Annotated in this window: 10 protein-coding genes and 1 pseudogene; all 11 read left to right on the top strand. The window is 42.6% G+C overall.

Going from position 1 to position 13,402, the window contains the following annotated elements; genetic code table 11:
- Positions 1-46: 46 nt before the first annotated feature.
- Positions 47-973: a glycosyltransferase family 2 protein gene (locus ACERC5_RS02985; RefSeq protein WP_373660144.1), complete on the top strand. Its 927-nt coding sequence runs from the start codon at positions 47-49 to the stop codon at positions 971-973.
- 55 nt (positions 974-1,028) lie between these two features.
- Complete coding sequence (gene rfbD / locus ACERC5_RS02980) at positions 1,029-1,880, top strand: dTDP-4-dehydrorhamnose reductase (RefSeq protein ID WP_373660143.1); 852 nt, start codon at positions 1,029-1,031, stop codon at positions 1,878-1,880.
- Positions 1,881-1,992: 112 nt separating this feature from the next.
- Positions 1,993-3,201, top strand: a complete 1,209-nt coding sequence (locus tag ACERC5_RS02975) for an efflux RND transporter periplasmic adaptor subunit (RefSeq protein WP_373660142.1) — start codon at positions 1,993-1,995, stop codon at positions 3,199-3,201.
- The gene (locus ACERC5_RS02970; protein ID WP_373660140.1) at positions 3,188-3,883 is read left to right on the top strand and encodes an ABC transporter ATP-binding protein; all 696 of its coding nucleotides are present in this window, start codon (positions 3,188-3,190) and stop codon (positions 3,881-3,883) included. The genes ACERC5_RS02975 and ACERC5_RS02970 overlap by 14 nt, the downstream gene beginning before the upstream one ends.
- 9 nt (positions 3,884-3,892) lie before the next feature.
- Positions 3,893-5,152: an ABC transporter permease gene (locus tag ACERC5_RS02965; RefSeq protein ID WP_373658411.1), complete on the top strand. Its 1,260-nt coding sequence runs from the start codon at positions 3,893-3,895 to the stop codon at positions 5,150-5,152.
- Positions 5,153-5,277: 125 nt separating this feature from the next.
- Positions 5,278-5,550, top strand: coding sequence for a 30S ribosomal protein S16 (gene rpsP / locus ACERC5_RS02960; RefSeq protein WP_018368603.1), 273 nt, complete (start codon positions 5,278-5,280; stop codon positions 5,548-5,550).
- 12 nt (positions 5,551-5,562) lie between these two features.
- Positions 5,563-5,802: a KH domain-containing protein gene (locus ACERC5_RS02955; protein ID WP_373658412.1), complete on the top strand. Its 240-nt coding sequence runs from the start codon at positions 5,563-5,565 to the stop codon at positions 5,800-5,802.
- Positions 5,803-5,905: 103 nt separating this feature from the next.
- Positions 5,906-6,475 (top strand): thymidine kinase, encoded by a 570-nt coding sequence (locus ACERC5_RS02950; RefSeq protein WP_373658414.1) that lies wholly within the window; start codon positions 5,906-5,908, stop codon positions 6,473-6,475.
- Positions 6,476-6,486: 11 nt separating this feature from the next.
- Positions 6,487-6,963, top strand: a complete 477-nt coding sequence (locus ACERC5_RS02945) for a GNAT family N-acetyltransferase (RefSeq protein ID WP_373658415.1) — start codon at positions 6,487-6,489, stop codon at positions 6,961-6,963.
- Positions 6,964-7,166: 203 nt separating this feature from the next.
- A pseudogene (locus tag ACERC5_RS02940) lies at positions 7,167-7,268 on the top strand (KxYKxGKxW signal peptide domain-containing protein); the annotation flags it as partial.
- 21 nt (positions 7,269-7,289) lie between these two features.
- Positions 7,290-13,402 (top strand): glycoside hydrolase domain-containing protein (locus ACERC5_RS02935; protein ID WP_373660153.1); only part of this gene is annotated, 6,113 nt, incomplete at its 3' end.

Here is a 13,402-nt window from a genome sequence, read left to right as displayed (position 1 = left end):
AAGCATTGTTAACCTTTATTATACCATAGGAAAGTTAGACCAGACAATGAAAACATTAGCTGTCATCGTGCCCTGTTATAACGAGCAAGAAACCTTGCGCCCATTTCTAGCAACCTGTCAGCGGGTAGAGCAAGAGTTAGCTGACCGTGTGCGGTTTTCTTATTATTTTATCAATGATGGCTCAAAAGACCAGACCTTGGCTCTTTTGCGAGAGCTGGCTGGGCAGTTTGCCAATGTACACTACCTGTCCTTTTCGAGAAATTTTGGTAAGGAAGCAGCGCTCTTGGCTGGTCTCGAGGCGTGTTGTGAGGACTTGGTGACCGTTATGGATGCTGATCTGCAGGATCCGCCTGAACTTCTGGTGGAAATGGTGAACAAGATTGACCAAGGCTACGATGTAGTGGGGACTAGACGAGCTGACCGCAAAGGAGAGCCTCCGATTCGTTCTTTTTTTGCTAAAACCTTTTATTACCTGATTAATAAGGTCTCTGAGACAGAGATGGTTGATGGGGCGCGTGATTTCCGTCTCATGACCCGTCAGGTGGTTGACAGCATCTTGGAACTTGGCGAAGTCAATCGATTTTCTAAAGGTCTCTTTTCTTGGGTCGGCTATGACGTGACTTATATTTCCTATGAGAACCGTGAACGGGTAGCTGGGGAAACCTCTTGGAACTTTATGAGCTTGCTCAAGTATTCTATTGATGGTTTCATCAACTTTTCCGATGCTCCTTTGAGCTTAGCGATTTGGGCTGGGGTTTCCTCGTTTGGGCTGTCAATTGTTGGGATTATTACTGTTGTGTTTAAGAAGTTACTCTTTGGTGATCCTGTGGCAGGTTGGGCGAGTTTGGTCACTATTATCCTCTTTATCGGAGGGATTCAGTTGCTCTGTTTAGGGATTATTGGGAAATACATCGCCAAGATATTCCTTGAAACCAAAAAACGCCCTGTTTATATTGTTAAAGAAAAGGGCTGATGTTTGCCTAAATTTAGTGTAAAATAAAAATAAGATAATTAAAGGAGATAATCTGATGATTTTAGTAACAGGTGTCAAAGGGCAACTCGGGACAGAACTCTGCCATTTGTTGGATGAACGACAAGAAACTTATGTAGCGGTGGATGTGGCGGAGATGGACATCACCAAGTGGGAACAAGTGGATGCTGTTTTTGCGGACGTCAAGCCAAGTGTGGTTTACCACTGTGCGGCCTATACGGCGGTCGATGCTGCAGAAGACGAGGGCAAGGAACTCAACTATGCTGTCAATGTGACAGGGACAGAAAACATCGCCAGAGCAGCGAATAAATACGATGCGACCTTGATTTACATCTCGACAGACTATGTTTTTGATGGGCAAAAGCCAGTCGGAGAGGAGTGGCTGGAGCAAGACACGCCTGACCCGCAAACTGAGTACGGGCGGACCAAGCGCTTGGGCGAGGAGGCTGTTGAGCAGCTGGCTAGCAAATTCTATATCATTAGAACGGCTTGGGTGTTTGGTAATTACGGGAAGAACTTTGTGTTCACCATGCAGAACTTGTCCAAAAGCCGTTCACAGTTAACGGTCGTTAATGACCAGCACGGTCGTCCGACTTGGACAAGGACGCTAGCTGAGTTCATGGTTTACGCGGTGGAAAAAAATATTCCTTACGGTTATTATCACCTCTCCAACGATGCGACAGAGGATACGACCTGGTATGATTTTGCAAAGGAAATTTTGAAAGATACTGACGTTGAGGTCTTGCCAGTGGACTCCAGCCAGTTCCCAGCCAAGGCCAAGCGTCCACTCAACTCAACCATGAGCTTAGCGAAAACTAAGGCGACAGGATTTGTCATTCCAACCTGGCAAGAAGCTTTAGAAGCCTTTTATCAACAAGAAGTGAAGTAAACGTTTAACTGGGGTAACCCAGTTTTTTATATAATGGTAAGGTTTTTACTTGACAAAAAGAGGGTATCGTCCTATAATTGTCCTAAATAAAACACACAAAAGGAGAGTTGCTATGACAACAAAGAAAAAGAACCCTTTTCAGATGTCTAAAAAAACATGGGGCATCGTTGCAGGTCTGATAGGAGTGACTGTTTTAGGAGGATACTTTCTGCTAGGTCGTGGATCAGCAGGGCAAGGTCAAGAGATGGTAGAGCCCTATCAGATTGCCCAAGTCACTGAAGGTTCAATTGCCTCTTCTAAATTGCTCACAGGGACAGTTAAGGCGTTGAGTGAGCAGAAACTTTACTTCGATAGCAGTAAGGGTGAGATTTCAGAATTTCATGTCAATGTTGGTGATAAAGTAACAGTTGGTCAACCCTTGGTGCAATATTCCACCAAAACTGCTCAAGCAGCCTACGATCAAGCCGTCCGTGCGCTCAACAAAATCGGTCGTCAGATTTACGATTTAAGGACCTATGGTTTGCCTGCAACTGAAACCGTCAACGAAGACGGCAGCGTTAGCAGCAATGTGGCAGAAGTCCAACGAAGTGCAGATAATCAGCTGGCTGACTTAAACGATGCCTATGCTAGTGCGCAACAGGATGTCGACAAGGCTAAGGAAGCCTTAGATAAACTCCTTGAAACGAGTAAAGTAGAAGGCACGGTTGTCGAGGTCAATCGTTCCATTGACCCGTCAAAAACAGGGGGACAGGTGGTCGTTCACATTGTTAGTGAAGGACAACTGCAGGTTGAAGGCATGCTTACAGAATATGATTTAGCAACAACTGCTGTTGATCAAGACGTCAAATTGACCTCAAAAGTTTTCCCTGATAAATCTTGGTCAGGAAAAATCAGCTACATCTCTAATTATCCTTCTGAAAGCGAGACGTCAACCCCATCAGCAGGTACAGGAAACTCAGCTAATTATCCATTTAAGGTGAATTTTACTGGTGAGACAACAGGCTTAAAACAAGGCTTTAAAGTTAATATCGAAGTGACCAATAAGGCAGTGAATAAGCTGGTTCCGACCGGTGCCATCGTCGCTGAGGGAGAACAGTCTTACGTTTGGATTTATGATAAGGCAACCGGCAAATTGTCAAAGGCGACGGTTAGTCTAGGACGTTCTGATGCCCTCAATCAGGAAGTCACTGAAGGTCTGGAAACAGAACAGACGGTCATCGCTAACCCAAGTCCAGAGTTTAAGGATGGTCAGACACTGAAACCTGAGGAGGTTATTGACCTGTCTGACTTTGGAACGGAGGTCTCTAGTGATAAGCAATAAACAACTGATTTCTCTTCATCAAATTACGAAAAGCTACCGCAATGGTGATGAGGCCTTGCAGGTGTTAAAGGGGATTGATTTAACCGTGGAAGAGGGGGAATTTTTAGCCATTATGGGACCTTCTGGATCGGGGAAATCAACTCTGATGAATATCATTGGGTTGTTAGATCGTCCGACCTCAGGTGAGTATGAACTCAATGGCACCCAGGTCGATGATCTCACTGAAAAGGAACAATCGCAGGTGCGTAATCAGGAAATTGGCTTTGTTTTTCAGCAGTTTTTTCTCTTAGCGAAACTTGATGCTTTGCAAAACGTCGAGTTACCCCTTATCTATGCAGGTGTTCCTAGCAGCAAAAGACAGGAATTGGCCCTAAGCTATCTTGAAAAAGTAGAATTAGGGAATCGTGTGAAGCATTTGCCATCTGAATTATCAGGTGGTCAGAAACAACGGGTTGCCATCGCAAGAGCTCTGGTCAATAATCCTTCAATCATCTTAGCCGATGAGCCGACAGGTGCGCTGGATACCAAAACAGGTGAGCAGATTATGGCACTGTTGACAGCCTTAAATAATGAAGGTAAAACCATCGTTATGGTTACTCATGAGCCAGAAATTGCAGCTTATGCTAAACGTGTCATCGTCCTACGCGATGGTGAAATTACTGAAGATAGACAAAATCGTTAAGGAGGTCTCATGGAAAATTGGAAATTTGCCCTCTCATCGATTTTAGGGCACAAACTACGCTCCTTTCTTACCATGTTGGGGATTATCATCGGCGTAGCTTCGGTCGTTGTTATCATGGCACTGGGAAATGGGCTGCAAACGTCTGTCACCAACAGTTTTTCACAGGATAAGCAGGACATCAACATCTATTATGAACCTAAACCTGAGGAAGCAGACGGCGAAATCAGTTTTGGTCTCTCAGTTTTTACGGCGACTGAGAGTGTCCCTGTAACCCCACCACCGATTACAGATTCGCTCATGCAGCAACTGGTTGAGCGTGTTGATGGGGTGGATAACTACTATTTGACAAATAACACCATATCCACCGTCGAGTTCAGGAATAAAAAAGCTGAAAATGTCAACATCACTGGGATAAATGAAACTTATTTTGATGTCAAAAAATATGATATTTTAGCAGGTCGACGGTTTGAAAAGGCTGACTATCGCCAGTTTGCCCGTGTCATGATGCTAGATACCAAGTTAGCTGTCAAACTCTTTGGCTCGAACGAAGAAGCCCTCAACCGTGTGGTTTCTGTAGGTGAGAAATCTTATCTGGTGGTGGGAGTCTATGAGGATCCTAATGCGGGAACAGATTTGTTTGCCTTTAATTCAGGTGGTAATGCGGTGATGGCTAATAGTCAGCTGGCTGCTGAGTACGGTTTAGACGAAGCATCAAGCATCTACGTCCATGTGTCGGATGTGGCGAGAGCTTCTGAAATTGGTCAAGCAGCCGCAGATCAATTGACGCAATTGACAGGTGTAACAGAAGGACGTTACAGTATTTTTGATTTGAGTCAGATTACGGAACAAATCAATCAAGTTTACGGAATTATGACGGCAGTTATCGGGTCTATTGCAGGGATTTCTCTGCTTGTTGGGGGTATCGGTGTGATGAACATCATGCTGGTATCTGTGACAGAGCGGACGCGGGAAATCGGCTTACGTAAGGCTTTAGGAGCTACTCGTGGCAATATCATGATGCAATTCTTGATTGAAGCTATGGTGTTAACGCTGTTGGGCGGTTTGATTGGTTTATTGATGGCTTACGGCATCGTCGGTGTCACCAATGCGACTGCTAGCGCCATGCTGGACGGTGTAGCGGTGTCGGTTTCTCTTCCGATTGCCATCGGTAGCATGCTCTTTTCGGCCTTTATCGGTGTCCTATTTGGCCTCTTGCCAGCCAATAAAGCCAGCAAGTTGGATCCGATTGAAGCTCTACGGTATGAGTAAAAAAATATTTTTAAGGTGTCAAGTTTTTTTCTTGACACCTGATTATTTTATGGTAGAATAGTTAAAGTAAGGTTATAGCTCTGCTATTGACCTCAAAAAAGAAATAGAAAAGAGATTAGTTAAAAATGGCAGTAAAAATCCGTTTAACACGTATGGGTTCTAAGAAGAAACCTTTCTATCGTATCAATGTTGCAGATTCACGTTCACCACGTGATGGTCGTTTCATCGAAACTGTTGGTACTTACAACCCACTTGTGGCTGAGAATCAAGTAACCATCAAAGAAGACCGTGTGCTTGAGTGGTTGGCAAATGGTGCACAACCGTCTGACACTGTGCGTAGCTTGTTGTCTAAAGCTGGGGTTCTTCAAAAATTCCATGAGCAAAAATTTTCAAAATAATGGGTTGAGCCTATGGACACAATAGAAAATCTTATTATTGCGATTGTGGATCCTTTACTGTCGCAACCAGACGCCTTTAGCATTAAGATTGAAGATACACCAGAATTCTTGGAGTATCACCTTGATTTGGATCAGCAGGATATTGGTCGTATCATTGGTCGAAAAGGTCGCACGATTACAGCGATAAGGACGATTGTCTATTCTGTTCCAACTCAAGGCAAAAAAGTAAGACTTGTCATTGATGAAAAGTAGTTCCTATCGGAACTGCTTTTTCTTATCCTTGGGCTGATTTTTGATGAAAAAAAGAGTGAATTATGCTAAAATAGGGAGAATAAAGATTTAGATGGGAGCTGTGATGGCACAGTTATACTATAAATACGGCACCATGAATTCTGGTAAAACAATTGAGATTCTCAAGGTTGCCCACAATTACGAGGAGCAGAACAAGCCTGTTGTTATTATGACATCTGCCTTGGATGTTCGTGATGCATTTGGCGTTGTATCTAGTCGGATTGGCATGCGGCGTGAAGCGGTGCCGATTACAGATGACATGGACGTCTATGCTTATATTGAAAATCTACCTGAAAAACCTTATTGTGTCTTGATTGATGAGAGTCAGTTCTTGACCAAGCAGCACGTCTATGACTTTGCTCGTGTGGTCGATGATTTTCATGTGCCTGTCATGGCTTTTGGGCTTAAAAATGATTTTAGTAATGAGCTCTTTGAAGGGTCAAAATACCTCTTGCTCTTAGCAGATAAGATTGATGAAATTAAGACAATTTGCCAGTATTGCTCCAAAAAAGCGACCATGGTTTTACGTACGGTGCATGGCAAGCCAGTCTATGAAGGTGAGCAAATCCAAATCGGTGGTAATGAAACCTATATTCCTGTTTGCCGTAAGCATTATTTTAATCCAGAGATGTGAGAAAAACTAGGATGTCCATTAATCTAAGAGACATTACACTGAGTAATTATTTGTCCGTTATTGGTCTCAGTGTGACAAAAGAACAAGAAGTTTTTGTCGCCTCAAACGCTATCAGTCTTGCCGAGGCTTATGTCTATCAAAAGGCTGGTCATTTTGTCGCTCCTCTAGAGATTTATGATCAGGATTTGTTGATCGGCTTTACCTTTATCGTTTATGATGACAACTTAGCCATTAGTCCTGGAAATTATCTGCTGTTTCGTTTGATGATTGATCAAAATTATCAAGGAAAAGGCTACTTTATCCCTGTGATGGACAGTATTGTGAACTACATTAAATCCTATCCAGCTGGAGAAGGAGCTGCAATCTGGCTCTCTTACGAAGCCGAAAATCACCATGCCAGATCCTGCTACCGTCACTATGGCTTTATCGAAAGAGGAGAAACCTATGCAGGTGAGATTGTTGCGATGTATCAGCTAAATAATAGGTGAATACATCTTGAAAAAGTTCAATCTCTGACCGAGCTATTATAAAATACCTTAACACTGTATCAACCTTAACAGATGATTACAGGTATAATATCTATGATTTACTTTTAATCTTATTATATAAAAAGACACCAATTTCTTGACGGTGTTCTGTTTTTTTGATATAATGAAAACGATAACAATATTATTAAGGAGGTCGGAACAATATGAGGAAAACGTCTCTTTTTCGTGCTTTGCAACAAGAAAAAATTCGTTATAGGACTTTTAAACGAGGTAAAAGTTGGTGTTTTACGTTACTAACAGCCATATCCTTTCTACCCCTATCAACTATGATTGTTGAAGCTCAGGTAGCAGATACAACTTCTAATAATTCTCTTACCTCTGAAGAAATAACCCCAAGACAAACTGCTGATTATTCTGCTGTCTTTGAGGTTCTTCAAAAAGCGGTCAATGAACTATTAAAAGCTGATGCCTATACACCAGAAAGTTTGGCTTATCTGGATCAGGTAGTCAATCAGATTGTTTTTGACAAACCAGCTTCTGAGCAAGCAGAGGTAGATGCTTATATTACAGTAATCAACGATGCTATTGTCAAATTACAACCGATTAATACGGAAACTTCGGATGAGAAAGCGAATTATACTGCTGTACTTCCGCTGGTTGAACGTGCAAATGTTGAATTGTTAAAAACAGATGTCTATACAGAGGAAAGTTTGAATCAGTTGAAGGCTGCTTTGGCTAGTATTCGCCTGAACCATCCTGTGTCAGAGCAGGAGTTTGTTGACTCTTATGTTTTGGTTTTGACAGCAGCTTTGCAAGCTTTACAGCCAAAAGAATCGCCTGTTAAACCAAGAACGGAGTCGCAGAAAGAGGTTATCTTGGCGACGGCTGAAACTGCAGAAGATGAATCAGGTAAAATAAAGTACTCTGGTGATTGGTTTGATTATCCGGACAATGTCAAAGTGTTGTTCGGTGGTGATAGTCCTTCTGCTACCTTACGGTTCAATGGGGACCAAGTTCATGTCTTTGGCGATAAAGCACCTTATAATGGTCAGGTTGATGTTTTTCTCGACGGGAGCAAGGTTGCTTCCTTTAGTGCCTATGGCGATGACGATGAAGATCCGGCTAATCAAAATCAGTTACTTTATACAACACCAAGCCTATTAAGTGGTAATCATGTCATAAAACTGGTTCCAGCCCAAGATACTTCATTTTACCTTAGACGGTTTGAGGTACATAGCACTGTTGAGGTGACATCAGAAGAGAGGGTTAATCTCGAAGCTCATTTGGTGAGCAATGGACACCACTACAAGCAAACAGATTATGATCAGCTCAGAACAAATATTCCTAGTCGTTCAGAGCGTCCCTTCGCTTTCCGAAATGATCAAATCAATGCAGAAGTTCTTTTACTAGCGGCGAATCATGACTTGGAAGAAGTGACAGGAACAGCTTCGGATTTTATGACGACAGGTGGAATAATTTCATCTGATAAGGTTAAGATAAGATTCCTTCGAGAAACGAGTGCTCATATTGCTCGTGGTGGGGATAAATTCCGTATTCCAGATGCTCCGAGGGAGATGGTGCCAGATATTATTGATAAGGCAGGGAGTGTCACGATACCTGCTCGTAGCCTAAAAGGCAGTTGGGTAACGATTGATGTTCCTGAAGATGCTAAGGCAGGGGTCTATACTGGTAGTCTGACTTATAAAGCAGCCAATGCTGAAGAAGCAATTGTCGTGCCTTACAGTTTTGAAGTCTTGCCGTTTGAGCAGCCAAAAACTGACCGCTTTAGTGTCGAATTATGGCAGTATCCGTACACGGTGGCTCGCTATTATGGGCTTTCTGATGAGCAACTTTTTGGTGAAGAGCATTTAGCCATCTTACGTCAGCAATTGTCCGAATACCAAAAAGTTGGTGGAAAATCAATTACTGCAACGGTTGTCGAAGATCCTTGGAATAACCAGACCTATGACAAGTACCCATCAATGGTAAAATGGACGAAAAAGGAAGATGGTAGTTTTACATTTAACTTTGACCATTTTGACAAATACGTTAGCTTGGCTATGGAATTGGGTATTGACCAACAAATTAAATCATTCTCTATTGCACCATGGGATAACCGAGTTGGTTATTTTGATGAAGCGCAGAATCGTCCACGTTCACAACGCTTAACACCAGGTAGTCAGCAGTGGAAAGAGACCTGGGGAGCTTTTTTACCAGCTTATATTGCGCATTTGGATGAAAAGGGGTGGTTTGATAAGGCCTATATTGCCCTTGATGAGCGACCCGCTGATGTCATGAAAGAGGTGTTAGATTTACTTTCTAAATACCGTAACAAAGACGGAAAAACACTGAAACTCAGTGTAGCGATTGACCACTATGAACCTGCAATGAAGGAATTATTGGATAAAATTGATGATATTTCTGTTAGCATGACAGAAATTGATAATCCAGCGCGACAATCATCTCCAGAGCTTCTTCGTTCATATGCTAAAGAACGTCGTGAACGTGGTCAGACGACAACGATGTATTCTATGGTAGGTCAGTATCCAAATGCCTTCACTCGAAGTGCTCCTGTGGAAGCTGCTTGGGTGCTACTGTATGCCCACAGCTTAGGTCTTGACGGCTATCTGCGTTGGGCTTATGATGCATGGGTTAAAGAACCTCTGGAAACTGTAGATCACTGGTGGTGGGAGAGTGGTGACCCCTTCTTGATTTACCCAGGGGATAAAACAGGTTCGGATAAGACTCCACGAACTTCGCCACGCTATGAACAAATCAAAGAAGCCGAGCGTCTGATTGAAAAAATACGTTGGATTAAAGCGACGGTTCCAGAGGCTGGTGAGGAGCTTGACCACTTCGTCCTCAATATGCGACGCCCAGAAGGTCGTCGTAACCGCTACGGTGCTATGGAATCAACTGGAGTAAATCAGGAACGCCAGGTGGAAGCTGATGTCAGAGCTGTCTTTAACAAAGTTCGTGAAGTGATTAGCAAATATAAGTCACAACTCCTTGCTCAAACCATAAGTCAAGAGCAACCTAGTGAGCAAAACCAAAAGCCGATGACAGTTTTCTCATTGGATGCTGGTCGAAAATACTTTAATTTAGATAGCCTGAAAGAACTTGTTGATACCTTGAGTCAGATTGGTTATACGGATCTCCATTTGATTTTGGGAAATGATGGCTTGCGATTCTTCTTAGATGACATGAGCCTATCAGCTAATGGGCAGACTTATTCGAATGAAGCTGTTAAAGAAGCCTTAAGACGAGGGAACTTAGCTTATGAACAAAGCAAGCGTTCTCGTGATAATGCTCAAGTTCTGACGCAGTCGGAATTGGATAGTTTGTTTGCCTATGCACAGTCCAAGAATATCCGCATCATCCCAACAATCAATAGTCCAGGGCATATGGATGCTATTGTAACTGCCATTGAGGAGTTGGGCATTGCAGATGCCAAGTTTAAGCATGATGGAAAAACTTCTCTAACAACGCTCAATCTTAACAATGATTTTGCTGTTAACTTTACCAAGGCTTTGATTGATAAGTATGCGTCTTATTTCTCAGGAAAATCCAGTATCTTTAATATCGGTTTAGATGAGTATGCTAACGATATTACCAAACCTAAATTTGGTTTCAAAACGTTGCAAGAGCGTGGAGAGTATGATAAGTTTGTTAGCTATGCAAATGACCTTGCTGCGATTGTCAAATCTCATCAACTAGTTCCAATGGCATTTAATGATGGTATTTATCACAATAATGTCACGACAGCTGGAACTTTTGATAAGGATATTATTGTGTCCTACTGGACGATTGGTTGGGGAGAAGGAGACAACCGTTACAACGTTGCGACACCAAACTTCCTCTATGAAAAAGGGCATAAGCTACTCAATACGAATGATGACTGGTACTACGTTATTGGTCGTAATCGAAATGGGCAAGGTTGGTACAACTTAGATCAAGGTAAAGGTGGTATTCAACGAACACCTTATACGAAACTGCAAGGTGATACCACAGGAACAGTACCTGTTATCGGAGCTATGGTTGCAGCTTGGGCAGACGAGCCCCGAATGTCTTATAGAGCTGAATTAGTGAATGAACTGTTAGTAGCTTTTGCAGACCGTAATCCAGATGTTTTCAACGCTAACTACAAGCAATTTGATGAAGCATTGAACTTAGCTTCGCATTATTTGGATCGCTTGCCAGTAAGCGTTCAAGAAGCCTTGACAGAACTATTGACTTCTATTTCACGAGATAAGACTAGGAATCAGCAAGTAGAAGTGGACATAGCTACTGAAAAGATTAAGCAGTTACTTTTGCCTTATTTACCACAAGAAGCTTTGCCAGCAGCTTGGTTGGATATGAAGATTGTTTCTCTTGACGCTGGAAGGAAATACTTTAGTCCTGAAATTATTAAATCAGTGATTGATAAGATTAGTGAACTCGGCTTTACTGATTTGCATCTTTTACTTGGAAATGATGGTCTGCGCTTTGTACTGGATGACATGACCCTTGAGGTAAATAATCAAGTCTATGCTAGTGATGCTGTCAAAGCAGCAATTAAAAATGGTAACAAAGTATATTATGATGATCCAAATGGTAATGCTCTGACAGAATCAGAAATGCTAGATATTCTTACTTATGCAGCATCACGTCGAATTAACATAATTCCGACGATTAATAGCCCAGGTCATATGGATACTATTTTGGAAGCTATGGCTAGTCTTGGCATAGCTAATCCTAAATATAGCTTTGGCGGAAAACTATCTAAGACGACGATTGATTTAACTAATCAAGAGGCAGTTGATTTTACCAAAGCATTGATTAAGAAATATGTTGACTTCTTTGCTGGTAAAGTAGGTATTTTCAATATCGGATTAGATGAGTATGCTAACGATGCCACAAATGCTAGAGGCTTTTATCGTTTGCAAGCTGATGGGCATTATGATAAATTCATAATTTATGCTAACGATTTATCAAGTATTGTCAAGTCCGCTGGTTTGAAGCCGATGGCGTTTAACGACGGTGTTTATTACAATAATCATACAGCTAGCGGTAGCTTTGACAAGGATTTGTTAATTTCTTATTGGACATCTGGTTGGAGTGGTTATGATGTGGCAAAACCTGCTTTCTTTAATAAAAAAGGACATCATCTGATTAACACCAACGATGCATGGTACTACGTTTTGGGACGCGATGACCAAGGAGGCTATAACCTTGCAAGTGCTTTGGAACGTATTGGTCGGACACCAATAAATCAAGTGCCAGGAACAACTGCTGGTAGTGTACCTACAATTGGTAGCATGGTTGCTATTTGGGCAGATAATCCGAGTGCGGTATTTGAGAAAGAGAAATTTGATCGTCTCGTAACTGCTTTTGCAGAAGCTAATGCAACTCACTTACGTGCCAATTATCTCCCACTTTTAGAAGTGTTAAATCAGCTACCTCAGGATCTGTCAAAAGGATACTACACTGATGAGAGCTATACTGGTTTAGTCAATGCTGTGTCAGCAATTGATTGGCAGAAAAAACGTCATCAACAGTCGGAAGTAGATGCTTATCTGACCTCTGTTAAGCAAGCTATTGAGGGATTAACTTACAAGCCAGCCGATTACAGCCGCTTGCAAGAGTTGCTATTGAGTATCCCAGAAGACCTCACCATGTATACGGACGAAAGTTTAGTTGCTCTGGAAAGTGCCATTTCGGCTATTCAGTTGGATAAAAAAGCCTCAGATCAAGCTATCGTTGATGGTTATATCTCAACTATCACAGAAGCTCTCGCTAAACTGGAGAAAAAACAACAAGTGGCCGAAGAAGACCAGCTACCTGAAAAACCAAGCGATGAGCAAAATGGTAGCACCGATACCAACGAGGGCGACAACGCGGGTACCGATGTAGATGGCAACACCGGCGCTGATCAAGGTGGTAGCACCGATACCAACGCAGGCGGCAACACCGATATCAATGAAGGTGGCAACACTGACGTAAATCAGGGCGATTCAGGCAATCAGTCAGGTGATGCAGGTCAAGATTCAGGCGCAACCGACGATTCAGCTGGTACCACCCCAGCCCCGGGCGATGACCAGAATAATGGTGGCAGCCAAGGCGATAACGCCGATAACGACTCAGGTGATAACACCGATACTAACCAAGGCGACAACACAACTACCCCTGATACCATACAACCATCTCGTCAGATTAAGGATACTGACTCAGGTATCATTGCAGAGGTTCAATCAGCGGATGCCAAGGTGGCAGGCTTGAGAGTGGTCTTCCACAAAGAAACCAACAACCCTGAAACACCAGCCATCCTCAAAGGAACCGACTACGACCTCTTTGACATCGAGCTGGTTGACACAGATGGAAACATCGTCAAGCCAACTGCTCCAGTTGACGTCTACCTGCCAATTGATGACGGCAAAGACGTCGCTCAAGTGGTTTACTT

This window comes from Streptococcus sp. E24BD (assembly GCF_041807825.1).
Taxonomy (GTDB): Bacteria; Bacillota; Bacilli; order Lactobacillales; family Streptococcaceae; genus Streptococcus; species Streptococcus entericus.
The sequence above is the reverse complement of the archived record's forward strand: the minus strand, read 5'-3'. Positions and strand labels throughout refer to the sequence as shown.

Coding starts and splice junctions, on each gene's coding strand:
- ACERC5_RS02985 (WP_373660144.1), top strand. CDS start 47: ATGAAAACATTAGCTGTCATCGTGCCCTGTTATAACGAGCAAGAAACC.
- rfbD (WP_373660143.1), top strand. CDS start 1,029: ATGATTTTAGTAACAGGTGTCAAAGGGCAACTCGGGACAGAACTCTGC.
- ACERC5_RS02975 (WP_373660142.1), top strand. CDS start 1,993: ATGACAACAAAGAAAAAGAACCCTTTTCAGATGTCTAAAAAAACATGG.
- ACERC5_RS02965 (WP_373658411.1), top strand. CDS start 3,893: ATGGAAAATTGGAAATTTGCCCTCTCATCGATTTTAGGGCACAAACTA.
- rpsP (WP_018368603.1), top strand. CDS start 5,278: ATGGCAGTAAAAATCCGTTTAACACGTATGGGTTCTAAGAAGAAACCT.
- ACERC5_RS02955 (WP_373658412.1), top strand. CDS start 5,563: ATGGACACAATAGAAAATCTTATTATTGCGATTGTGGATCCTTTACTG.
- ACERC5_RS02950 (WP_373658414.1), top strand. CDS start 5,906: ATGGCACAGTTATACTATAAATACGGCACCATGAATTCTGGTAAAACA.
- ACERC5_RS02945 (WP_373658415.1), top strand. CDS start 6,487: ATGTCCATTAATCTAAGAGACATTACACTGAGTAATTATTTGTCCGTT.